This window comes from Tardiphaga sp. 813_E8_N1_3 (assembly GCF_051811025.1).
Taxonomy (GTDB): Bacteria; Pseudomonadota; Alphaproteobacteria; order Rhizobiales; family Xanthobacteraceae; genus Tardiphaga.
Genome location: NZ_JBPWQE010000001.1, coordinates 1688467 through 1711969, shown reverse-complemented (window position 1 = coordinate 1711969; position 23503 = coordinate 1688467). Strand labels below are relative to the sequence as shown.

Genomic DNA, 23503 nt, shown 5'->3' with positions numbered 1-23503 from the left:
CCGGAATGACAGTTCTAATTATCGCCCTGCCCCGGCATCCCGCTCGCCAGCAAGGCCTCAAGCCGATCCAGCTCCGCCGCGATGTCGCTGATAACATCGTCCGCCCGCATCGCGATGACGCGGTACCCGCGTTCTTGCAGCCAGGTCTGCCGGGCGGCGCGGTCGCTGACAATCACTTCGGTCTCGCCGGAATTGACCAGCTCGATGGCGATCCGCTCCGGGAAGGAGACGAAATCCGGGATGTGGCGGCCGACCGGGGTCTGGCGCTTGAACTGGCCGGCGAAGCGGCGGTCGGCGCGGAGCTGGTCCCACAGCAGCCGCTCGGCATCGGTCGGGTTGCGGCGGAGCATGCGCGCAAGGCCGCGGACCGTGCCGCTCTCATGCGCCTGCGCGCCCTGCCCGTGTTCGGCCAAAAGTGCCCGCAGCCGGGTGGCCTGTTCGCCGTCGAGGACGCCGCCCTTGGCGGGGCCCTTGCGGCCCTCGGCGATGGCCATGACCACGCCGTGGAGCGTGTGCATGTCCTGCTTGGTCGGCTCCATCCGGGTGAAGATGTTGCGCAGATTGACCAGCATGGTGTCGCGCTTCTCGGGCGGGCGCAGGAACTCGACCTTGTCGAGCTCGCCGACAAGGTTCTCGAAAAAGGCGCTCATCTGGTGCTGGGAGGCCGGCTCGGATCGCTCCGGCATCGCATAGGGCAGCGCGTTGGAGGTCGCCTGCTTGAACCATTCATAGCCGCACAGAAGAACCGCCTGGGCGAGGTTCAGCGAGGCAAAAGCAGGATTGACCGGGAAGGTGATGATCCGGTTGGCCAGCGCGACCTCCTCGTTCTGCAGCCCATAGCGCTCGCGGCCGAACAGGATGCCGGCAGTCGCCCCGGTGGCGACATGGGCGATGGTCTCGGCGGCGGCCGCCTCGGGCGCGACCACCGGCTTGGCCTGGTCATGGGCGCGGGCGGTGGTGGCGAACAGCAAAGTGCAGTCGGCCACCGCCGCCTCGACGGTGTCGAACAGCTCGACCTTGTCGAGGATATGATCGGCGCCGGAAGCCGCGCGGCGGGCATGGACGTTCGGCCAGCCGTCGCGTGGATTGACGATGCGCAGCCGGGTCAGGCCGAAATTGCCCATGGCCCGGGCGCACATGCCGATGTTCTCGCCGAGCTGCGGCTCGACGAGGATGACAACGGGGCCGACCAGGTCGGTATGCGCCTTGGTCGAGTCGGTGCCTGAGCCGGACATCGCACTTCACTTTCTGATTCAATCTCTGAAGGTCTTGAATCAACCCGTGAAGGTTTTGATTCAACACCTCATCCGGGCGTTACCGGTCTTTCTTGAGCCACGGCATTTTCGCGAGCGGAACGAAGGGCTTGGCGGGATCTCGTGAGATTTCCCCTAAAACCGGTCCGCGCTCTCGTGCAGGCCGTTTGCTTTCACTCTGCTTTCGGGTAGCGCTACAAACCAACACCAAACGAAACTACAGGGAACCCGACGGCCACGACGACTGGCGCGGGATTATGGGAGGAATGCGATGCGCGCAAGATGGACATTGGCAATCATTGGCGCCGTGATGATGGTCGCGGGCAGCCTCCTCGCCCATCTGACGCAGACCACCGGCGGCATCAAGATCGAGGACATCCGCTTCAAGGGCGCCAAGGGCAACACCATGAGCGCCCTGCTCTACACCCCGCCGAATGCCACGCCGCAGACCCCGGCGCCGGGCATCCTCGCGGTCCACGGCTACATCAATTCGCGCGAGACCCAGGACGGCTTCGCCATCGAATTCGCCCGCCGCGGCTATGTGGTGCTGGCGCTCGACCAGACCGGCCACGGCTATAGCGATGGCCCGGCCTTTTCGAACGGGTTTGGCGGACCCGACGGCCTGGCGCATCTGCGCGGTCTGACCACCGTCGACAAGAATAACATCGGCCTCGAGGGTCACTCGATGGGCGGCTGGACCGTGCTCGCCGCCGCCACCGCCATGCCCAACGACTACAAGGCCATGGTCCTGGAAGGCTCCTCTACCGGCAAGCCTTTCGCCGCCGATGGCACCACGACCTGGCCCCGCAACCTCGCGCTGGTATTCGCCAAGTATGAAGAATTCTCGCCGCTGATGTGGGGCGTCGCCAAGGCCCGCGACGTGGTCACCAGCCCGAAGCTCTGGGCGCTGTTCGGCACCTCTGCCGCCGTCGAGCCCGGCAAGGTTTATGGCGACCTCGCCGCTGGCACCGCCCGGGTGCTCTATACCCCGGCCATCACCCACCCGGCCGAGCACATCTCCCATGAGGCGATCGGCTATGCGCTGGACTGGTTCGGCAAGACGCTCACCGGCGGCACCCCACTGCCACCATCCGACCAGATCTGGTTCCGCAAGGAGATCGGCACCAGCATTGCTTTGCTGGGATTTGTCGCCTTCCTGATCGGCATGTTCGACGGGCTGCTCGAGGCCAGGATGTTCTCCCGGCTGATCCTGCCCGAGCCGGCGGATGGTTCGAAGCCTTTGGAGACACCGGTCGACCGCACCCGCTGGCTGATGGCTCTTGCCCTCTCGGTCCTGATCCCGGCCCTGACCTATTATCCGGCCTTCACGCTGGCCGGGAATTGGGTCAAGGCGCAGCCTTGGCTGCCGCAGGGGATCACCAACCAGATCGTGGTCTGGGCACTAATCAATGCCGCCATCGCGCTGGTGTTGATGCCGTTTGCGCCGAAGCGCGCCAGCCGCCGCGGCATCGTCGGCCTGTCGATCGCCATCGCGCTCGCCACTGTCGCGTCCGGCTATCTGGCGCTCTGGCTGGCCGACCTGATCTTCACCGTCGACTTCCGGTTCTGGATCGTGGCCGTCAAGCTGCTCAGTGCCAAACAGGCGCTCATGGCCCTGATCTACCTCGCCCCGATCACGGCCTTCTTCGTGATTGCGCTCCACGTGATGCACCGGAATTTCTCGACCCTGAGCGCCAGCCGGCCGGCGGTTTATCTCACCAACATCACCGCGCTGGCCTTTGGATTCGTTCTCTTGCTGGGGATCCAGTATGGTGCCCTGTTGCTGAACGGCCAGCTGATCGACCCGGCCCCGGCCGTGATCACGTCCGTGGCCCTGAACACCATCGTGGCGATCCAGTTCGTGCCCCTGATGGCGATTGTGGCGGTCATTGCCACCTTCACCTGGCGACGGACCGGATCGAGTCTGCCAGGAGCCCTGATCTGCAGCCTGCTGGTGACCTGGTACGTGGTGGCGGGCACGGCGACGCAGGCTGCATTCTGAGCTAAAAATGGGCTGAAACTGCATAACGCCCCGGCTTTCGCCGGGGCACGCGCGCGAGGCCGCGGACCGTGCCGCTCTCATGCGGCGACGATGCCTCGCCGTGTTCGCGGCCTGCCTGCCGCCCGACAATCCGGATGAGGGCGGGTTCCCGGCCAAGCGCTCGTGATTTGCCGGTCGCAGCAGGGGGCGGGTAACGTGCCACTCCCTGGAATGACCTTGCAGCCTTCATGCCCCAGCTCATCCTCAGCGTTCACTCCGGCGTCCATGACGCCGCCGTCGCCATTTTCGAAGATTACGATCTGAAGGCTGCCATCGCGCTGGAGCGACTGACCCGGCGCAAAAGCGACGGCAGCGTCCACCCCGATGCGGCCATCGACGAGGTGCTGTCGATCGCCGGTGCCACACGGCGCGATGTCGACGTCGTCGCCACTAGCCGCGCGATGTTTCCCAAGGCCTACTTCCCCCGCCTCGGCGGCTTGCGCTGGCTGCGCGAGCAGTATCGCAGCCGCGTCGGCAAGGACCGCTTGCTGCTCGGAGCCGAGCAACATCGCTACCGCGCGCAGCGGGCAGAGGACGTGTTCGATGCCGCGGCGTGGCGGCGCGACGGCGGTTTCCGCGACGACGCCGCGGTCCATTTTTACAACCACCACGAAGCGCATGCGCTTCCCACTTTGTTCTACAGTCCGTGGCCCGATGCCCTGCTGGTGACGGCCGATGGTGGCGGCGACAATGTCAATTACAGCTACCGGCACTTCGCCGAAAACAGCCTGACGACGCTCTACGGCGACGACGCCTGTCTGTTCCTGCCAAATCCCGTCGACAGCCTGGGCCGCGCCTATAGCGCGGCAACCAAGTCGCTCGGATTTCGGCCCAACCGGCACGAGGGCAAGCTGACCGGGCTCGCCGCCATGGGGCAACCGACGGCGGCCGAGACAATCGCCGGGTATTTTTCGGTGGCCCCGGACGGACGTATCGAGTCCAGCTTTCGCAGCTATCACCAGATGAACGCGTTGATGCGCCGGCTGGCCAAACAAGCCGGCCGGGAGGATTTTGCGGCCTCGATCCAGAAGGTGCTGGAAGACACCATGCTGCTGTCGCTGCAGCGCCTTTTGCAGCGGCATCCGGCGCGACATCTCGGCCTGTCCGGCGGCGTGTTCGCCAACGTCAAGCTCAACCGGCTGCTCGCGGAACAACTGCCGATCGATGAACTCTTCATTTTCCCGGCGATGGGCGACGACGGCCTGCCGATCGGCGGTGCGCTGTCCTACCTGATGCAGCGCGACGGCCTGACGCCCTGGCTCGAGCGCCGCCGCGATCTCGGCAATGTCTATCTCGGTCGCGATTTTCAGGCTGGGCTGGACGCCGGCATCGCAGCCACCCCGGGGATCCACCGCACCGACGAGGCGCCGGTCGATGGCGCGGTGAAGCGGCTGGTGGCGGGCGAGATCGGCGCGATCTACAACGGCCGGATGGAATACGGCCCCCGCGCGTTGGGTGCCCGGACCATCCTCGCCAATCCGGCGCGGCGCGGCACCCACGACCTTTTGAACGAACGGCTGAGCCGGTCCGAATTCATGCCGTTCGCCCCCGTCATCACCGCCGAACGTGCTGCTGACGTGTTCGACGTCAATCCCGTCAATGCGCGCGCCTGCCGCTACATGACCATCGCCTGCGATGTGAGGCCGGAATGGCGCGACCGCATTCCCGCCGTGGTCCATGTCGATGGATCCGCGCGGCCGCAGGTGATCGCGCGTCCGGACAATCCGCTCTATTATGACATTGTCGAGGGGTTTGCCCGGGCCAGCGGATTGCCGGTGCTGGTCAATACCAGCTTCAATGTGCACGAGGAGCCCATCGTCAACAGCCCGGACGAAGCGCTGCGGGCGCTGCTCGACCGGCGGATCGATTTCCTGGTGACCACCGGCGGCCTGTACCGGCGCGACGCAACGTGACGGCACGGCAGCCTGCCGGTGAGCTGGTACGTGGTGGCGGCACCGCGGCGCAGGCTGCATTTTGAGCAAAAACAGCCTGCGTTTTGGGCTGAAAATTGCGCCGGAACTGCATAACGCCCCGGCTTTCGCCGGGTCCGGCGCGGTGCTATAGCCCCCCTACAAATCATCCCTCCCGCAACGCGCTAAAGGCCCGAACCACCATGGCAAAAATCAAGGTAGCCAACCCCGTCGTCGAACTCGACGGCGACGAGATGACCCGGATCATCTGGCAGTACATCAAGGACAAGCTGATCACCCCCTTCCTTGACGTCAACCTGATGTATTTCGACCTCGGGATGGAATACCGCGACAAGACCGACGATCAGGTCACCATCGACGCGGCCCACGCCATCAAGAAGTACGGCGTCGGCGTGAAGTGCGCCACCATCACCCCCGACGAAGCGCGCGTGAAGGAATTCGGCCTTAAGCAGATGTGGAAGTCGCCGAACGGCACGATCCGCAACATCCTCGGCGGCGTGATCTTCCGCGAACCGATCATCTGCAGCAACGTGCCGCGCCTCGTCCCCGGCTGGACCAAGCCGATCATCATCGGCCGTCACGCTTTCGGCGATCAGTACCGCGCCACCGACATCAAGTTCCCGGGCAAGGGCACACTGACGATGAAGTTCGTCGGTGAAGATGGCACAACGATCGAGCGCGAAGTGTTCCAGGCACCGGGCGCCGGCGTCGCCATGGCCATGTACAATCTCGACGACTCGATCCGCGATTTCGCCCGCGCTTCGCTGAACTACGGCCTGTCCCGCGGCGTTCCGGTTTATCTCTCGACTAAGAACACGATCCTCAAGGTCTATGACGGTCGCTTCAAGGACATCTTCCAGGAGATCTTCGACGCCGAGTTCAAGACCAAGTTCGACGCCGCCAAGATCACCTACGAGCACCGCCTGATCGACGACATGGTCGCCGCTGCGATGAAGTGGTCCGGTGGTTACGTCTGGGCCTGTAAGAACTACGACGGCGACGTGCAGTCCGACACCGTGGCCCAGGGCTATGGTTCGCTCGGCCTGATGACCTCAGTGCTGCTGACGCCGGACGGTTCGGTTGTGGAAGCTGAAGCCGCCCACGGCACCGTGACCCGTCACTACCGCGAGCACCAGAAGGGCAAGGAAACCTCGACCAACTCGATCGCGTCGATCTTCGCCTGGACCCAGGGCCTCGCCCACCGCGCCAAGCTCGACAACAACGCCGAACTGGCGAAGTTCGCCAAGACCCTCGAAAAGGTCTGCGTCGACACCGTCGAAGCCGGCTACATGACCAAGGACCTCGCGCTCCTGGTCGGCGCCGACCAGCGTTGGCTCTCGACCACGGGCTTCCTCGACAAGGTCGCGGAAAACCTGACCAAGGAACTGGCGGCCTGATTTCCGCCCTCTCCTGACTGAATGATCGGAAAGTCCGGGCTGCCTCAGGCACCCCGGACTTTCTTTTTGAGACCCCCCTTTTTCGAGGTCACCCGATGACTGCGCCAAATCCCGCTGACGGCACGAACGATCCCCTGCTCTGGCTCGAAGAGATCGAGGGCGACAAGGCCGTGGCCTGGGTCGAGGCGCAAAACAAACGCACCGATAGCTTTCTCTGCGACGAGAGCTACCAGCACGACTACGACGCGGTGCTGACGATTCTCAATGCCGACGATCGCATTCCTTTCGTCGGAAAGTCTGGCGACTATCTCTATAATTTCTGGAAAGACGCCGCTCATCCGCGCGGGCTTTGGCGCCGCACGGTGCTGGAGAGCTACAAGACCGACACGCCAGAATGGGACGTGCTGCTCGACATCGACGCGCTCAACAAGGCTGAAGGAATCTCCTGGGCTTTCTCCGGCGCCGCACGATCACCGGACAAGACCCGCGCGCTGATCAGCCTGTCGTTCAACGGCACCGATGCCATCGAAGTGCGTGAGTTCGATATTCCGAGCAAGAGCTTCGTCACCGATGGCTTCTTCATCCCGAAAGCCAAGACACAGGTGAGCTGGCTCGATCAGGACACGCTGCTGTTCGGCAGCGCGCAGAATCCCGGCGACACCACCGAAGCCGGCTATGCCCGCGTTGTCAGAAAGTGGAAGCGCGGCACGCCGCTGGCATCGGCCGAGAGCGTGTTCGAGGTCGAAAAGCAGGACGTTGCCGCCTGGTTCGGCGTCGACCGCCGACCGACCCATGAGCGCGTGATGTATTGGCGCGCGCTGGATTTCACACGCTCGCATATATCAGTCGAACAGAAGAACGGCCCCTATGCCGGACAGCGCGTACGGCTCGACCTGCCGGAAGAAGTATCGATCTCCGGCGATGCCGACGATCTGCTCGTCAGCCCGAAGCAAGACTGGACCGTGAGCGGCATGGTCATCCCGGCCGGCGCGCTGGCGGTGATCAATCTCGATCGCTTCATTTCCGGCGCGCGCGACTTCGAGATCATTTTCACACCGACGCCGACCCGCGCGCTGGAATCCTGGCTTGAAACGCGCCACGGCGTCGTATTGCAAATCCTCGACAATGTCCGCGCCCGCATCATACTCACAAAGCGCTCCGGCGAGGGCTGGATCGAGACTCCCGTCCCCGGTCTGCCCGACAACGCCTCGATCAGCGTCGCGGCCTTCGGCGGTGAAGACGATCCCGACCTAGGTAAGGATATGCTGCTCACCGTCACCGGCTTCGACCGGCCGACCACCACTGCCTTGTGGCACGGCGTCGGCGATCTCGAACCACTGAAATCCTCCCCACGCTCATTCGATTCAACTGGCATCGAAGTGAAGCAGTGCCACGCGGTCGCTCCCGACGGCACTAAGATCCCCTACTTCCTGATCGGCAAGAACCTCAAAGTATCAAGCGCGCCGCGGCCGACGATCCTCTATGGCTATGGCGGCTTCGAAGTCTCGCTGACACCGTCTTACATGGGCATCACCGGCAAGCTCTGGCTCGAGCAAGGCAATCTCTATGCGCTCGCCAATATCCGGGGCGGCGGCGAGTTCGGACCAGGCTGGCATCTCGCCTCGCGCAAGGCGACGAAACATGTGGCGCATGACGACTTCGCTGCGGTGGCGCGCGATCTCGGGGCGTCTGGCATCACGACGGCGCAAAAGCTTGCGTGCCACGGCGGCAGCAATGGCGGACTACTGGTCGGCAATATGCTGACGCGCTATCCGGAATTGTTCGGCGCGGTCTGGTGCAGCGTGCCGCTGCTCGACATGGCGCGCTACACCAAGCTGTTGGCCGGTCAAAGCTGGATCGCCGAATATGGCGATCCGGAAATCGCCAACGAATGGGATTTCATCCAGAAATTCTCGCCCTATCACCTGATCGCGCCCGGCAAGACCTATCCGCCGATCTTCATCACCACCAACCGCACCGACGACCGCGTCCATCCCGGCCACGCCCGCAAGATGGCGGCGAAGCTCGAAGAGCTTGGCTATCCCGTCTGGTTCAACGAAACTGTCGCTGGTGGACATTCCGGCGCAGTGGACAATACCAAGCAGGCGCAGAGCCAGGCCCTGGGTTTTGCGTTTCTGCGCCGAACGATTGGAGCTGCGTAAGACGAACGACAGAGCAACTACCAACCAGAGCAAGAGAGGGTTCACATGACCTGCAATACGCCCCATGTTTTCAAACGCCAGATCCTGATCACGATTGTCACGCTCTCGCTCAGTGTCGCGGGCGCATTCTCTGCTTTGGCGCAGGTGCCGGATGCGATTGCAGCCCCCGGCGAGACGCAGATCGCCAAGCTTCATGCTGAAGGCGCGCAGGTCTATGAGTGCAAGGCCGACGCTTCAGGAAAGCTGACATGGACGTTCCGCGAGCCGATCGCCACGCTGATGGCCGATGGCAAGACCGTGGGGCGGCATTATGCCGGACCGAACTGGGAATACAGCGATGGCAGCGCGGTAGTCGGTAAGGTGACCGGCAACGCACCGGGCACCACGGCCAAGGACATTCCGTGGCTTCGCCTCGAGGCCACATCGCATCGCGGCAGCGGCATGTTGAGCGGCGTAACCACGGTACAGCGGATCAACACAGTCGGCGGCGCGCTCGCCGGCACCTGCAGCGGCACCGGCACTTTACAGAGCGAGCCCTATTCGGCCGACTACGTGTTCCTGCGCAAGGGCTAAGGACATTTCGCCGGCGGGCACTCCGGCACGGTGGAGAATACCAACCAGGCGCAAAGCCAGGCGCTGGGTTTTGCGTTTCTCCGCCGAACGATTTGCCGCTAGAGCAAGACGACCAGAAAAACATTCAGGGAGACCGCCTCATGTCATCTAGCAAAGTCGCCATCATCACCGCCGGTGGAAGCGGCATGGGCGCGGCATCTGCACGCCGCCTTGCAGCCGATGGATTCAAAGTCGCGATCCTGTCGTCGTCCGGCAAGGGAGAAGCGCTTGCGCAAGAACTTGGTGGCCTCGGTGTCACCGGCTCCAACCAATCAAGCGACGATTTGAAGCGGCTGGTGGATGGCACGCTGGAGAAATGGGGCCGGATCGACGCACTGGTAAACAGCGCCGGTCATGGCCCGCGTGCGCCGCTGCTCGATATCACCGACGAGCAGTGGCACACCGGCATGGATGTCTACCTGATGAACGTGATCCGGCCAACGCGGCTGGTGACACCGATCATGCAGAAGCAGAAGTCCGGCGCGATCATCAACATCTCCACCGCATGGGCATTCGAACCCTCGGCGATGTTTCCGACCTCGGCCGTGTTCCGCGCCGGCCTCGCCGCCTACACGAAACTGTTCGCGGACAGTTTCGCCGCCGACAATGTGCGGATGAACAATGTGCTGCCCGGCTGGATCGACAGCCTGCCGGCCACCGAGGAGCGCCGCCAGAGCGTACCCATGCAACGCTACGGCAAGAGTGAGGAGATCGCCGCTACCGTTGCATTCCTCGCGTCGGAGGGGGCGGGCTATATCACCGGCCAGAACATCCGCGTCGATGGCGGCATGACGCGGTCGGTGTAGCGACCTGATCGCAACGACCCGACTAAACGGGCGCCGTCGCGCCGATCTGCAGCAGCATCGCCTTGGCGATTTCCTGCTCGCCCATGATCACGACATTGGCGCCGTGATGCTTGAGATGCGCGATTTCTTCTTCGGAATGCGCGCGGGCAATGATCGGAAGCGTGGGGCTGAGCGCGCGCGCCTTGGCGACGATCTGGCCGCCTTCAAAGGCGTCGGGGATCGCCACCAGCAAGCCCTTCGCTCCCATGACATTCGCAGCCTGCAGCATGTCCGGTGCCGCTGCATTGCCCGTGATCACTTCGACGCCGAGGCTCTGCAGGCGTTCGACCACGCCAGGCGTGTCCTCGATCACCAGCAATGGCGTGTTGTTCAGGCGCAGCGCCCTGCTGACAACGCTGCCGACACGGCCATGTCCGACCAGCACGACGTGATCCTTGAGCTGGGTTTCCGGAAGCGGGACGCGCGGGGCCGCTTTTTTCTTGTCCACAGCAGCGGCTTCGTTCGCCGCCGCCGCTTTCGCATCCTTGTCGGCCAGCAAACGGTCTAGCAGCGCGAAGAACAGCGGGTTGAGCATGATAGAGATGATCGCGCCGGCCAGCACGAGATCGCGACCGCGATCAGGCAGCAAGCCAAGGCCCACGCCGAGACTGACGAGAATGAAAGAGAATTCGCCGATCTGCGCCAGCGAGGCGGAGATCGTCAGCGCCGTCGAGGTCGGATAGCCGAACAGCCGGACGATACCGAAGGCAGCCGCCGACTTGCCGAACAGGATGATAAACACTGTGGCGAGCAGCGGCAGCGGCTCGCGCAGAATGATCGCCGGATCGACCAGCATGCCGACCGAGACGAAGAACAGCACCGCGAACGCATCGCGCAGCGGCAGCGTCTCATTGGCAGCGCGCTGGCTGAGTTCGGACTCGCTGAGGATCATGCCCGCAAAGAACGCGCCGAGCGCGAACGACACGTCGAATACGAGGGCTGCGCCGAAGGCAACCCCGAGTGAGATGGCGAACACCGCAAGACGAAACAACTCGCGTGATCCGGTATGCGCCACGTAATGCAGCAGCATCGGGATGACGCGGCGACCGACCACCAGCATGAAGATGACGAAGCCCGCGACCTTGCCGAGCGTGATCAGCACCGGCATCGCAAGTGCTGACATGCTGGCACCGTTGCCCTCGCCTTTGAGCAAGCCCGCGATCGCCGGCAGCAGCACCAGCGTCAGCACCATTGCGAGATCCTCGACGATGAGCCAGCCGATGGCGATACGGCCGCGCTCGCTGTCCACCAGCCGTCGTTCCTGCAATGCGCGGAGCAGCACGACCGTCGATGCGACGGAGAGCGCGAGGCCGAACACAAGGCCGCCGCCGAACGACCAGCCGAGTGCCTCGCCAAGGCCGATGCCGAGCAGAGTAGCCACCGCGATCTGCACGACGGCTCCGGGGATCGCGATATTCTTGACCGAGAGCAGATCCTTCAGCGAGAAATGCAGGCCGACGCCGAACATCAAGAGGATGATGCCGATTTCCGCGAGTTCATTGGCGATATTCTGGTCCGCCACATAGCCGGGCGTAAACGGCCCCATCAGCACGCCCGCGAGAAGATATCCAACTAACGGTGAAACGCGAATGCGTTGCGCAACCAGACCGAGAATGAAAGCCAGTACGAGGCCGACGACGACTGTCGAAATCAGAGGGGTGTTGTGCTCCATGCCGCTTTTTGCCGCATGGACGCGTGGGATACCAGCCTCATCAGAGGCTACTCATGGTCGCAGCGTCAACCGGTCACGTCATCGCGAGGTGGGGTTGCGCGGACAGTACTGTCATTCCGGGGCGCGATCTCAGCGTAGCTGAGAGCGCGAGCCTCAGCCATTCCAATTGGAAGGGCGGGGAATCTCGATGCGAGAGTCACATTGCGGGTTTCCGGGTTCGCGCGAGCGCTCGCACGCCCCGGAATGACAAGATTAGTTGCCGATCGCCGCTTCGATCGCAGCCAGTGCTGCATCGGCCTTCGCGCCATCCGGACCACCGGCCTGCGCCATGTCGGGCCGTCCGCCGCCGCCTTTGCCGCCAAGGGCTTCAGAGGCGAGCTTCACCAGATCCACGGCGCTGAAGCGCTTGGTCAGATCCTCGGTGACGCCGACCACGACGCCGGCCTTGCCGTCTTCACCGACATTGATGATGGCGACCACGCCGGAGCCGAGCTGCTTCTTGCCGGCATCCGCAAGGCTCTTGAGATCCTTCATCTCGATGCCCGACACACTCTTGGCCATCAGCTTGACGTCACCGACCGTCTTGACGTCTGCGGACGCGCCATCAGCGGTCGATGCACCGGCCGCAGCGCCGCCGCCCATGGCGATGGTCTTCTTCGCCTCGGACAGTTCACGCTCCAGCTTCTTGCGCTCATCCATCAGCGCGGCAATGCGCGCCGGCATATCGTCGAGGGTCGTGCGCAGTTCGTTCGCCGCGGTCTTGGCGAGGAGGATCGTCTCGTTGGCGTGATGACGTGCATGATTGCCCGTGAGCGCCTCGATGCGGCGGACGCCGGACGCCACCGCGCTCTCGGCCGTGACCGAGATCATGCCGATATCGCCGGTACGTTTCACGTGGGTGCCGCCGCAGAGTTCGACCGACCAGCCAAGCGCGTTGCTGCCCGAATCGCGCGGCGTCTTGCCCATCGACACGACGCGCACCTCGTCGCCGTATTTCTCGCCGAACAGCGCGCGGGCGCCGGCTTCGCGGGCATCGTCCACTGCCATCAGGCGCGTGGTGACGGCATCGTTTTCCAGCACGACATTGTTGGCGATGTCTTCGACGCGGCGCAGTTCCTCGGCCGTGATCGGCTTCTGATGCACGAAGTCGAAACGCAGGCGATCCGGCGCCACCAGCGAACCGCGCTGGGCGATGTGATCGCCGAGCACCTGACGCAGCGCTTCATGCAGCAGATGCGTCGCCGAGTGATTGGCACGGATTGACGAGCGACGGGTGTGATCGACATCGAGCGCCAGTGCAGCGCCAACCTTCAGCGTGCCTTGCTCAAGCGTGCCGACATGCACGAACAGATCGCCGGCGCGCTTCTGGGTTTCGGTCACACGGAAGGTCGCGCCCTCGCCGGTGATCACACCAGTGTCACCAACCTGGCCACCGGACTCGGCATAGAACGGCGTCTGGTTGAGAACGATCGCGCCGGTGTCGCCAGCCTTGAGGCTGTCGACCTCCTTGCCGTCCTTCACCAGTGCCGTGACCGCGCCTTCGGCGGACTCGGTATCGTAGCCGAGAAACTCCGTAGCACCGAGTTTTTCACGCAGCTCGAACCAGATCGCCTCGGTCGCGGTCTCTCCAGAGGAAAAGCGCGACGCGCGCGCCTTAGCCTTCTGCTTTTCCATCGCATCGGTGAAGGATGCGATATCGACGGAGATGCCGCGATTGCGCAGCGCATCCTGCGTCAGATCGAGCGGGAAGCCATAGGTGTCGTACAGCGTGAACGCGGTTTCGCCGTCAAACATGTCACCCTTCTTCAGCGACGCGCTCTTGTCGTCGAGAATGCCGAGGCCGCGATCCAGCGTCTTGCGGAAGCGCGTCTCTTCGAGGCGCAATGTTTCCTCGATCAGGCTCTCGGCGCGCACCAGCTCTGGATAGGCCTGGCCCATTTCGCGCACCAGCGCCCACACCAGGCGCCACATCAGCGGCTCCTTGGCGCCGAGCAACTGGCCGTGACGCATCGCGCGGCGCATGATCCGGCGCAGCACATAGCCGCGGCCTTCATTCGACGGCAGCACGCCGTCCGCAATGAGGAACGACGAGGCGCGCAGATGGTCGGCGATGACGCGCAGCGAGGCCTTCATCGGGCCCTGCGGATCGGCACCGGTGAGATCGGCGATGGCGCGGATCAGTGCGACGAACAGGTCGATGTCGTAATTGTCGTGCTTGCCCTGCAGCACCGCAGCGATGCGCTCCAGGCCCATGCCGGTGTCGATCGACGGTTTCGGCAACGACACGCGGTTGCCCGGCGCCAACTGGTCGAACTGCATGAAAACGAGATTCCAGATTTCGATGAAACGGTCGCCGTCTTCATCTGGCGAGCCGGGAGGACCGCCGGGAATCTTGTCGCCGTGGTCGAAGAAGATTTCCGAACACGGACCGCATGGGCCGGTGTCGCCCATCTGCCAGAAATTGTCCGAGGTCGGGATGCGGATGATCTTGGAATCCGGCAGGCCGATCTTCTTCCACAGCGTGAAAGCTTCATCGTCCTCGGAATAGACGGTGACTAGCAGGCGATCTTTCGCTAGGCCGTATTCCTTGGTGATCAGGTTCCAGGCGAGCTCGATCGCGCGTTCTTTGAAATAGTCGCCGAACGAGAAGTTGCCGAGCATCTCGAAGAAGGTGTGATGGCGCGCGGTATAGCCGACATTGTCGAGATCGTTATGCTTGCCACCCGCACGGACGCATTTCTGCGAGGTCGTGGCACGCTGATAGGGGCGCTTCTCGATACCGGTAAAAACGTTCTTGAACTGCACCATGCCGGCATTGGTGAACATCAGCGTGGGGTCGTTGCGCGGCACCAGCGGCGACGACGACACGATGTCGTGACCATTCGCCGCGAAGTAATTCAGAAATGCCGACCTGATCTCGTTAACGCCGCTCATATCAGTCCCATCGCGCCTAAGACTTTGCGCCTAAAAATCGCCCACGGCCCTGCCGCCGGCCAATGCCACAACCGGTTGCTTTTAGACCGGGGGCACTAGGCCTGTCCAGAAACTGTGCAAGGGGATTACAAGGGATCATTCAAGCGGATCAGGGGCTTGCCGCAACAGCACAGGGCCGTTGATAGGTGCTGCAATCGCGTTGACAGATTCAGGGAACGCATGCTCTTGTGCCAGCGTTGAACGACGTCACGTCGGGAGAGACTGGCCCCTGTTTGGGCCGGCGCCGAAGGAGCAACCGCCCCGGAAACTCTCAGGCAAAAGGACCGCGTGACAGGTTAGCATCTGGAAAGAGATGCCTTTGAGCCCGAATGGGCCGATGGCGTCCGCCGACGGGATAATACTCTCAGGCACAGCGACAGATGGGGCTCGTACAGGCACTCCGGGAATGGTCCCGGGGAACCGCGAGGACCCGTCATATGTCTGCTGTCGATATGCTAGCGACCGATAAACCCTCAATTTTGAAACAAACGCCGCTGCACGCCCTCCATGTTGCCCGTGGCGGCAAGATGGTGCCCTTCGCCGGCTATGACATGCCGGTGCAATACGCCACCGGCGTGCTGAGGGAGCATCTCCACACCCGTGCGGCCGCGGGACTGTTCGACGTCTCGCATATGGGCCAGCTCACCTTGCGGGCGAAGTCCGGCAAACTCGAAGATGCCGCTTTGGCGCTCGAAAAGCTGGTGCCGATGGACATTCTGGCGCTGGCACCGGGGCGTCAGCGTTATGCCCAGTTCACCAATAAGGCCGGCGGCATTCTCGACGACCTGATGGTGGCGAATTTCGGCGATCACCTGTTTCTGGTGGTCAACGCCGCCTGCAAGGACGAGGACGAGGCGCATCTGCGCGCGCATCTCTCCGACAGCTGCATCATCGAGACCCTGCCCGACCGTGCGCTGATCGCCTTGCAGGGTCCGAAGGCCGCGGATGTGTTGGCAAAACTCTGTCCCGAAGCGCCGACCATGAAGTTCATGGATGCCGGCCCGCATCAGGTGAACGGCATTGCCTGCTTCGTTTCACGCTCCGGCTATACGGGCGAAGACGGCTACGAGATCTCGATCCCGAATGATCAGGCCGAGGCCCTTACCTCCGCCTTGCTCGATCGTCCCGACGTCCTGCCGATCGGCCTCGGCGCCCGCGACAGCCTGCGTCTCGAAGCCGGGCTGTGCCTCTACGGCCATGACATCGACACCACGACCACGCCCATCGAAGGCGGGTTGAACTGGTCGATCCAGAAGAGCCGGCGCACCGGCGGCGCCCGCGCCGGCGGTTTTCTCGGCAGCGACAAGATCCTGGCGCAGCTCGATGGCGGTGCACCGCGCAAGCGCATCGGTCTGCTGCCGGAGGGCCGCGCGCCCGTGCGCGAAGGCGTACTGCTGTTTGCGGATGCGACCGCCACTGAATCGATCGGCAGCGTCACCTCCGGCGGCTTCGGCCCCAGTCTCGGCGCGCCAATTGCAATGGGTTATCTGCCCAACGCGCAGGCAGCCGACGGCACCACCGTCTATGCCGAGCTTCGCGGACAGCGGATGCCAATGAAAGTTTCACCCATGCCCTTCGTCCCCCACACCTACAAGCGTTGAGGAACTGCCCCATGACCATCCTGTACACCGAAGACCACGAATGGCTTGATATCGCCGGCGATATCGTCACCGTCGGCATCACCGATTACGCACAGTCGCAGCTCGGCGACGTTGTGTTCGTCGAACTGCCCAAAGTGGGCCGCGCGCTGAAGAAGGCCGAAGCCGCCGCCGTGGTCGAATCGGTCAAGGCCGCCTCCGACGTCTATGCGCCGATCACCGGCGAGGTTGTCGAGATCAACGACGCGCTCGCAGCCGAACCCGCGCTGGTGAATTCCGATGCCGACGGCAAGGCGTGGTTCTTCAAGCTCAAACTCGCGGACAAGAGCGAGCTTGATGGCCTGATGGATGCCGACGCCTACAAAACCCACACCGCCTAGTCGTCATGCCCGGCGAATGCCGGGCATCCACGCCTTGCCACAAGCGAAGACGTGGATGCCCGGGACAAGCCCGACCATGACGAGCTTCTGAAATTCGTTCGAGGAACAACAGATGACCCTGAACAAATCTTCCGGCGACGTCGCCACCGATTTCGCCCGCCGCCATATCGGCCCTTCGCAAGCCGATATTCGTGTGATGCTTGAAACGGTCGGTGCGAAAAGCCTGTCCGCACTGATGGGCGAGACGCTCCCTGCCTCAATTCGCCAGAAGACGCCGCTCGATCTCGGCCGCGCGCTCAGCGAAACCGAGGCGCTGGCGCATATGACCGAGATGGCAGCCAAGAACGCGGTGTTCACGTCGCTGATCGGCCAGGGCTATTCCGGCACGGTCCTGCCGACGGTGATCCAGCGCAACATCCTGGAGAACCCGGCCTGGTATACGGCCTATACGCCGTATCAGCCGGAGATCAGCCAGGGCCGCTTGGAAGCGCTGTTCAATTTCCAGACCATGATCTGCGATCTCACCGGTCTCGATGTCGCCAATGCATCGCTACTCGATGAAGCGACCGCAGCTGCTGAAGCCATGGCACTGGCCGAGCGCGCCTCGAACGTTCAGACCAAGACGTTCTTCGTCGATCATGAAGTTCATCCCCAGACGCTGGCGGTGCTGCGCACCCGCGCCGAGCCGCTCGGCTGGAAGCTTCAGATCGGCAATCCGCTCACTGACCTCGACAAAGCCGATGTGTTCGGCGCGATCCTGCAATATCCTGGCACAACCGGCACCGTGCGCGATTTCAAGCCGGCCATCGCTGCCCTTAAAGCGAAGGGCGCGCTCGCCGTCGTCGCCGCCGACCTGCTGGCGCTGACGCTTTTGGCCTCGCCGGGCGAACTCGGCGCAGACATCGCGATCGGCTCGGCGCAGCGCTTCGGCGTGCCGATGGGCTACGGCGGTCCGCATGCCGGCTACATGTCGGTGCGCGATGCGATCAAGCGCTCGATCCCCGGCCGCCTCGTCGGCCTCTCCATCGATTCCCGCGGCGAGCCGGCCTATCGGCTGGCGCTGCAGACCCGCGAACAGCACATCCGCCGCGAAAAGGCGACGTCGAATATCTGCACCGCGCAAGTGCTGCTCGCCGTCATCGCTTCGATGTATGCGGTCTATCACGGCCCCGAAGGCCTCAAGCACATCGCCCGCACGGTCCATCGCCGCACGCTGGTGCTGGCCGCCGGCCTGAAGAAGCTCGGCTTCGCGCCGGAGAGCGAAGCGTTCTTCGACACGCTTACCGTGACGGTCGGCGACAAGCGCGACGGCATCATTGCCGCAGCCCAGGCCGAGAAGATCAACCTGCGCATCGGTGACGGCACGATCGGCATCGCGCTCGATGAAACCACGACGCCGGAAACCGTCGAAGCCATCTGGCGCGCCTTCGGTGGCAAACTTGGCTATTCAGACGTGGAGCATGGTGTCAGCGACGCCCTGCCCGCCTCGCTGAAGCGCAGCTCGGCCTTCCTCACCCATCCCGTCTTCCACAGCCATCGCTCAGAGACCGAACTCCTCCGTTACATGCGGAAGCTCTCGGACCGCGACCTGGCGCTTGACCGCGCGATGATCCCGCTCGGCTCCTGCACCATGAAGCTGAACGCGACGACCGAGATGATGCCGTTGACCTGGCCCGCTTGGGGCTCGCTGCATCCGTTCGTCCCGTCCGAGCAGGCTGCGGGCTATCAGCAGCTTTTCGCGACGTTGGAGAAATGGTTGTGCGACATCACCGGCTATGATGCCGTGTCGCTGCAGCCGAATTCCGGCGCGCAGGGCGAATATGCCGGCCTGCTCGCGATCCGCGCCTATCACGCGGCACGCGGCGACAGCCATCGCAATATCTGCCTGATCCCGTCATCAGCGCACGGCACCAATCCTGCCTCAGCCAGCATGGTCAATATGGATGTGGTTGTTGTCGCCTGCGACAAACGCGGTGACGTCGACGTCAACGACCTTCGCGTCAAGGCCGAGAAACACGCGGCCAATCTCGCCGCGATCATGATCACCTATCCGTCGACACATGGCGTGTTCGAGGAGCATATCCGCGAGATCTGCGAGATCGTTCACGCCAATGGCGGTCAGGTCTATCTCGACGGCGCCAACATGAATGCGCAGGTCGGCCTGTCGCGCCCCGGCGACTACGGCGCGGACGTCAGCCATCTCAACCTGCACAAGACGTTCTGCATTCCGCATGGCGGCGGCGGCCCCGGCATGGGCCCGATCGGCGTCAAGGCGCATCTGGCGCCCTATTTGCCCGGTCATCCCTCGGCCAACGGCGATGTGCCGGTGGGTCCGGTGTCGGCCGCCCCCTACGGTTCGGCGTCGATCCTGACGATCTCCTACATCTACATCCTGATGATGGGCGGCGCGGGCCTCACCTCGGCCACCGAACTCGCGATTCTCAATGCGAACTACATCGCGACACGGCTCCATCCGCATTTCCCGGTACTGTATCGCAACGAAAAGGGACGCGTGGCGCATGAATGCATCATCGATCCGCGCGCATTCAAGACGTCCGCCGGCGTCACCGTCGACGATATCGCCAAGCGCCTGATCGACTACGGTTTCCACGCGCCGACCATGAGCTTTCCTGTCGTGGGAACGCTGATGATCGAGCCGACGGAATCGGAGTCGAAACTCGAACTCGATCGGTTCTGTGAGGCGATGATCGCGATCCGCAAGGAGATCGCGGATATCGAGAGCGGTCGCTGGACTGTCGAGGCATCGCCGCTGCGTCACGCGCCGCATACGGTGCACGATATCGCGGATGACGACTGGAAGCGTGCTTACACCCGCGCCGAAGGCTGTTTCCCGGCCGGGACCTCACGCACCGACAAATACTGGTGCCCGGTCGGCCGCGTCGACAACGTCTATGGTGATCGTAACCTCGTCTGTTCGTGTCCTCCGATGGAAGACTACGCGCAGGCGGCGGAATAGAATGAAAGCGCCACCTGCACGCTGCAGGTGGCGCTTTTCTTGTCAGGCCGCCGCAGCCAGGTTGACCGCTGATTTCGCCAGCACCGACAATGACTCATCGGTCTTCTTTTCCTGATTGAGCGTCTCGTCGAGCAGCCGCACCGCGTCCTTCATGCCGAGTTCCATGGCCCAGGTCTTCAAGGTGCCATAGCGCGAGATCTCATAGTGTTCGACGGCCTGTGCCGCAGCAAGCAGGCCGGCATCGAGCGAACTCGTGCCCTTGTACTCGTCCATGATCTCCTTGCCCTCATCAAGGATACCCATGATGGCATCGCAAGTCTTGCCACGGGCGGGCTTGTCGAGCAGTTCGAAGATCTGCTCCAGGCGCTCGACCTGACCTTCGGTTTCGTCGTGATGTTTTTCGAAAGCGGCGCGTAGTTTGTCCGAGGTTGCGGCCTTGGCCATCTTCGGCAGGGCTTTCAGGATCTGCTTCTCCGCGAAGTAGATATCCTTGAGCGTATCGAGAAAGAGGTCGTTGAGGTCTTTGTCTTTGGTCGCCATGACGCATGCACTCCGTTAAGCCAAGGGTTGTTTCCCGCGGCTCAACGTCACCCGATGTGTCTTGTTCCTGAGGTTGTAACGCAACGATCAAAAATCGTTGCGCGCACGCCGACTGTCAGGCCGCCAGCGTCGTCTCGACCAGCTTCACCCAATAGGACGTGCCATAGACGATCGCATCGTCGTTGAAATTATAGGCGGGGTGATGCAGCCCGGCGCTGTCGCCATTGCCGCAGAAGATGAAAGCGCCGGGGCGCGCTTCCAGCATGTAGGCGAAGTCTTCTGCGCCCATCACCGGCGGCATGTCGATATTGACCTTCTCGGCCCCGGAGATTTCGCTGGCGACGCGCACCGCCATGTCGGTTTCGGCGCGGTGGTTGACGACGACCGGATAGCCGCGGTCGTAGTCGAGCACGATCTTCGCGCCGGTCTGCAGCGCGACGCCGTTGACCACCTCGTTCATGCGCTTCTCCATGAGATCACGCACCTCGGCGTTCAACGTCCGCACGGTGCCGCGCAGTTCAGCGGTCGCCGGGATGACATTGCTGGCATGCCCTGCATGGAATTCGCAGATCGAGAGCACAGCGGATTCCAGGGGATTGACGGTACGGGAAACGATCGTCTGCAGCGCCATCACGAGCTGCGAGCCAACCAGCACGGAATCGATGGTCTTGTGCGGATAGGCGGCATGGCCGCCCTTGCCCTCGATCTGAATCGAGATGCGGTCCATCGCTGCCATGATCGGGCCCGGACGCAGCGCGAAGGAGCCGACGGGCATGCCGGGATTGTTGTGCATGCCATAGACCTGATCGATCTTGAAACGGTCCATCAAGCCGTCCTTGATCATCGCCGCAGCGCCCGCGCCGCCCTCTTCGGCCGGCTGGAAGATGACGACGGCATCGCCGGCGAAATTGCGTGTTTCGGAGAGATATTGCGCCGCGCCCAGGAGCATGGACGTGTGACCATCGTGACCGCAGGCATGCATCTTGCCGGGGGTCTTCGAGGCGTAAGGCAGATTAGTCTCTTCCTCGATCGGCAGCGCGTCCATGTCGGCGCGCAGCCCGATCACCTTGTGCTCGCCGGAGGCCGGCTTGCGGCCCTTGATGACGCCAACGACACCCGTTCGTCCCAGGCCTGTCACAACTTCGTCGCAACCGAACTCCTTCAACCGCTCCGCCACGAAGCCCGCGGTCCGGTGCACGTCATACATCAGCTCGGGATGGGCATGCAGATCACGGCGCCAGGCCATGATTTCCGGTTGCAGATCGGCGACGCGATTGATGATGGGCATGGGTCAGGGTCTCGATGCAGTGGGACGGCGATATGCTTGTCTAGCATGTTGCGTGCCAACGGCCCACCCCATCGGTCCCACCACACTCTGTACAGACGCCCGTGGCCTCGCTAATCCCTTTCGGCACGGCAAGTGAGACCGTGGAACGGGTGCGGCAGGGAAACGATGACGACACGGCTCGAGGGTGATTTCGACTATATCGTGGTTGGTGCAGGTACCGCCGGTTGCATCATTGCCAATCGCCTCTCGGCAGATCCCGGCAAGCGCGTCCTCGTCCTGGAGGCCGGCGGCAACGACAACTGGATCTGGTTTCACATTCCGGTGGGCTACCTTTTCGCCATCGGCAATCCCCGCTCCGACTGGATGTTTCGCACCGAGCCGGAGCCCGGCCTCAACGGCCGCGCGCTGGCCTATCCGCGCGGCAAGGTGATCGGCGGCTCCTCCGCCATCAATGCCATGATCTCGATGCGCGGCCAGGCGGCTGACTATGATCACTGGCGCCAGCTCGGCCTCAATGGCTGGGGCTATGACGATGTGCTCCCGGCCTTCAAGAAATTGGAAGATCATTTCCTCGGCGCCAGCGAACATCACGGCGCGGGTGGCGGCTGGCGCATCGAAGAGCCGCGGCTGTCGTGGAAAGTACTCGACGCCGTTGGCGATGCAGCGGCCGAAATGGGCATCCGCAAGACCGCCGATTTCAACACCGGCGACAACGAAGGCATCGGTTACTTCCACGTCAACCAGAAGCGCGGTCGCCGCTGGTCGTCGGCCCGTGGCTTTCTCAAACCGGCACTGAACCGCCCGAACCTGCGCCTAGAAACCAAAGTGATGGTCGATCGCCTGATCGTCGAAAACGGCCGCGCGGTCGGCGTACACTTCACCCAGAACGGCCAGGAGATGGAGGCACGCGCCAGGGGCGAAGTCATCCTGTGTGCTGGCGCGGTCGGCTCACCGCATCTGTTGCAGCGCTCCGGTATCGGACCCGCGGAGTGGCTGTCCGCCGCCGGCGTCGATGTCACGCTCGACCGTCAGGGCGTCGGTCGCAACCTGCAGGACCACCTGCAGCAGCGTGCGATTTACAAGGTCTCCGGCGTGCGCACGCTAAATGAGACCTACTACAATCTGTTCCGCCGAGGCTGGATGGGCGTCGATTACGCGTTCCGCCGCCGCGGACCGCTCACCATGGCGCCATCGCAGCTTGGCATCTTCACGCGCTCCGACGCTCATCGCGAACGCGCCAATATCCAGTTTCATGTGCAGCCGCTCTCGCTCGACAAGTTCGGCGATCCGCTACATCGCTTTCCGGCGATCACCATTGCCGCCTGCAATCTGCAGCCGACATCGCGCGGCGAGATCAAGCTACGCTCGGCGAAGCCCGATGACGCCCCCGCAATTGCTCCGCACTATCTCTCGACAGCCGACGATCGTCAGGTTGCTGCCGATGCGATCCGAGTGACGCGCAGGCTGATGAAGCAGCAGGCGCTCGCCGCTTATCATCCCGAAGAGTATCTGCCGGGGCCGTCGGTTGGCGACGATGCGGCGTCGCTGGCCAAGGCCGCCGGCGATATCGGCACCACCATCTTCCATCCTGTCGGGACCGCGAAGATGGGCACGGCATCGGACCCGATGGCCGTGGTGGACGAGCGGCTACGCTTTTACGGGATCGCCGGATTGCGCGTCGTCGATGCATCGGTCATGCCAACAATTACGTCGGGCAATACCAACACGCCGACCGCGATGATCGCGGAAAACGGCGCATCGATGATCATCACAGATTCGCGATAACCTCGTTCGGCGGGAATAAATTTCCGTCTTCGCCGATCCAGTCCCCATA

The 23503-nt window shown here is 63.2% G+C and carries 15 protein-coding genes and 1 riboswitch; of the genes, 10 read left to right on the top strand and 5 right to left on the bottom strand.

The window, feature by feature from the left end; genetic code table 11:
- Window positions 1–14: 14 nt before the first annotated feature.
- Window positions 15–1235 (bottom strand): TrmJ/YjtD family RNA methyltransferase, encoded by a 1221-nt coding sequence (locus AB8A33_RS07930; RefSeq protein WP_439092254.1) that lies wholly within the window; start codon window positions 1233–1235, stop codon window positions 15–17.
- A 289-nt stretch (window positions 1236–1524) separates the two neighbouring features.
- Between AB8A33_RS07930 and AB8A33_RS07925 the strand changes: the two genes are divergently transcribed.
- The 6 genes from AB8A33_RS07925 to AB8A33_RS07900 all read left to right on the top strand — a co-directional run bounded on the left by AB8A33_RS07925 (window position 1525) and on the right by AB8A33_RS07900 (window position 10202).
- The gene (locus AB8A33_RS07925) at window positions 1525–3255 is read left to right on the top strand and encodes an alpha/beta hydrolase family protein (protein WP_439092253.1); all 1731 of its coding nucleotides are present in this window, start codon (window positions 1525–1527) and stop codon (window positions 3253–3255) included.
- Between the two features lie 227 nt (window positions 3256–3482).
- The gene (locus AB8A33_RS07920) at window positions 3483–5207 is read left to right on the top strand and encodes a carbamoyltransferase C-terminal domain-containing protein (protein ID WP_439092252.1); all 1725 of its coding nucleotides are present in this window, start codon (window positions 3483–3485) and stop codon (window positions 5205–5207) included.
- A gap of 200 nt (window positions 5208–5407) precedes the next feature.
- Window positions 5408–6622 carry an NADP-dependent isocitrate dehydrogenase gene (locus AB8A33_RS07915; RefSeq protein WP_439092251.1) on the top strand — a complete coding sequence of 405 codons (1215 nt, stop codon included), beginning with the start codon at window positions 5408–5410 and terminating at the stop codon, window positions 6620–6622.
- 95 nt (window positions 6623–6717) lie between these two features.
- Window positions 6718–8784: a prolyl oligopeptidase family serine peptidase gene (locus tag AB8A33_RS07910; RefSeq protein WP_439092250.1), complete on the top strand. Its 2067-nt coding sequence runs from the start codon at window positions 6718–6720 to the stop codon at window positions 8782–8784.
- 45 nt (window positions 8785–8829) lie between these two features.
- Window positions 8830–9357, top strand: coding sequence for a DUF3455 domain-containing protein (locus AB8A33_RS07905; protein WP_439092249.1), 528 nt, complete (start codon window positions 8830–8832; stop codon window positions 9355–9357).
- A gap of 140 nt (window positions 9358–9497) precedes the next feature.
- Complete coding sequence (locus AB8A33_RS07900) at window positions 9498–10202, top strand: SDR family oxidoreductase (protein ID WP_439092248.1); 705 nt, start codon at window positions 9498–9500, stop codon at window positions 10200–10202.
- 22 nt (window positions 10203–10224) lie between these two features.
- On the opposite strand, the gene ybaL is transcribed toward AB8A33_RS07900, so the two are convergent.
- A complete protein-coding gene (ybaL, locus tag AB8A33_RS07895; RefSeq protein ID WP_439092247.1) occupies window positions 10225–11913 on the bottom strand; it encodes a YbaL family putative K(+) efflux transporter in 1689 nt (562 codons plus the stop codon).
- 252 nt (window positions 11914–12165) lie between these two features.
- The gene (gene alaS / locus AB8A33_RS07890) at window positions 12166–14847 is read right to left on the bottom strand and encodes an alanine--tRNA ligase (RefSeq protein WP_439092246.1); all 2682 of its coding nucleotides are present in this window, start codon (window positions 14845–14847) and stop codon (window positions 12166–12168) included.
- 241 nt (window positions 14848–15088) lie between these two features.
- Window positions 15089–15183: riboswitch (glycine riboswitch) on the top strand.
- A gap of 155 nt (window positions 15184–15338) precedes the next feature.
- On the opposite strand from alaS, the gene gcvT reads away from it, so the two are divergent.
- The 3 genes from gcvT (at window position 15339) to gcvP (ending at window position 19841) form a co-directional block, all read left to right on the top strand.
- A complete protein-coding gene (gene gcvT, locus AB8A33_RS07885) occupies window positions 15339–16487 on the top strand; it encodes a glycine cleavage system aminomethyltransferase GcvT (protein WP_439095883.1) in 1149 nt (382 codons plus the stop codon).
- An 11-nt stretch (window positions 16488–16498) separates the two neighbouring features.
- Window positions 16499–16864 carry a glycine cleavage system protein GcvH gene (gene gcvH / locus AB8A33_RS07880; protein ID WP_439092245.1) on the top strand — a complete coding sequence of 122 codons (366 nt, stop codon included), beginning with the start codon at window positions 16499–16501 and terminating at the stop codon, window positions 16862–16864.
- A 112-nt stretch (window positions 16865–16976) separates the two neighbouring features.
- Window positions 16977–19841 carry an aminomethyl-transferring glycine dehydrogenase gene (gene gcvP, locus AB8A33_RS07875; protein ID WP_439092244.1) on the top strand — a complete coding sequence of 955 codons (2865 nt, stop codon included), beginning with the start codon at window positions 16977–16979 and terminating at the stop codon, window positions 19839–19841.
- 42 nt (window positions 19842–19883) lie between these two features.
- Here gcvP and AB8A33_RS07870 read toward each other — a convergent pair whose 3' ends face one another.
- A complete protein-coding gene (locus AB8A33_RS07870) occupies window positions 19884–20381 on the bottom strand; it encodes a YciE/YciF ferroxidase family protein (protein ID WP_439092243.1) in 498 nt (165 codons plus the stop codon).
- Between the two features lie 115 nt (window positions 20382–20496).
- Window positions 20497–21669, bottom strand: coding sequence for a M20 aminoacylase family protein (locus tag AB8A33_RS07865; RefSeq protein WP_439092242.1), 1173 nt, complete (start codon window positions 21667–21669; stop codon window positions 20497–20499).
- Between the two features lie 165 nt (window positions 21670–21834).
- Here AB8A33_RS07865 and AB8A33_RS07860 point away from each other — a divergent pair, with 165 nt between their 5' ends.
- On the top strand, window positions 21835–23454 hold the full coding sequence (locus AB8A33_RS07860) for a GMC family oxidoreductase (RefSeq protein WP_439092241.1): 1620 nt from the start codon (window positions 21835–21837) through the stop codon (window positions 23452–23454).
- Window positions 23455–23503: the final 49 nt, after the last annotated feature.

Coding starts and splice junctions, on each gene's coding strand:
- gcvT (WP_439095883.1), top strand. CDS start 15,339: ATGCTAGCGACCGATAAACCCTCAATTTTGAAACAAACGCCGCTGCAC.
- AB8A33_RS07920 (WP_439092252.1), top strand. CDS start 3,483: ATGCCCCAGCTCATCCTCAGCGTTCACTCCGGCGTCCATGACGCCGCC.
- AB8A33_RS07925 (WP_439092253.1), top strand. CDS start 1,525: ATGCGCGCAAGATGGACATTGGCAATCATTGGCGCCGTGATGATGGTC.
- AB8A33_RS07915 (WP_439092251.1), top strand. CDS start 5,408: ATGGCAAAAATCAAGGTAGCCAACCCCGTCGTCGAACTCGACGGCGAC.
- AB8A33_RS07865 (WP_439092242.1), bottom strand. CDS start 21,669: ATGCCCATCATCAATCGCGTCGCCGATCTGCAACCGGAAATCATGGCC.
- alaS (WP_439092246.1), bottom strand. CDS start 14,847: ATGAGCGGCGTTAACGAGATCAGGTCGGCATTTCTGAATTACTTCGCG.
- AB8A33_RS07910 (WP_439092250.1), top strand. CDS start 6,718: ATGACTGCGCCAAATCCCGCTGACGGCACGAACGATCCCCTGCTCTGG.
- AB8A33_RS07905 (WP_439092249.1), top strand. CDS start 8,830: ATGACCTGCAATACGCCCCATGTTTTCAAACGCCAGATCCTGATCACG.
- AB8A33_RS07900 (WP_439092248.1), top strand. CDS start 9,498: ATGTCATCTAGCAAAGTCGCCATCATCACCGCCGGTGGAAGCGGCATG.
- gcvH (WP_439092245.1), top strand. CDS start 16,499: ATGACCATCCTGTACACCGAAGACCACGAATGGCTTGATATCGCCGGC.
- ybaL (WP_439092247.1), bottom strand. CDS start 11,913: ATGGAGCACAACACCCCTCTGATTTCGACAGTCGTCGTCGGCCTCGTA.
- gcvP (WP_439092244.1), top strand. CDS start 16,977: ATGACCCTGAACAAATCTTCCGGCGACGTCGCCACCGATTTCGCCCGC.
- AB8A33_RS07870 (WP_439092243.1), bottom strand. CDS start 20,381: ATGGCGACCAAAGACAAAGACCTCAACGACCTCTTTCTCGATACGCTC.
- AB8A33_RS07860 (WP_439092241.1), top strand. CDS start 21,835: ATGACGACACGGCTCGAGGGTGATTTCGACTATATCGTGGTTGGTGCA.
- AB8A33_RS07930 (WP_439092254.1), bottom strand. CDS start 1,235: ATGTCCGGCTCAGGCACCGACTCGACCAAGGCGCATACCGACCTGGTC.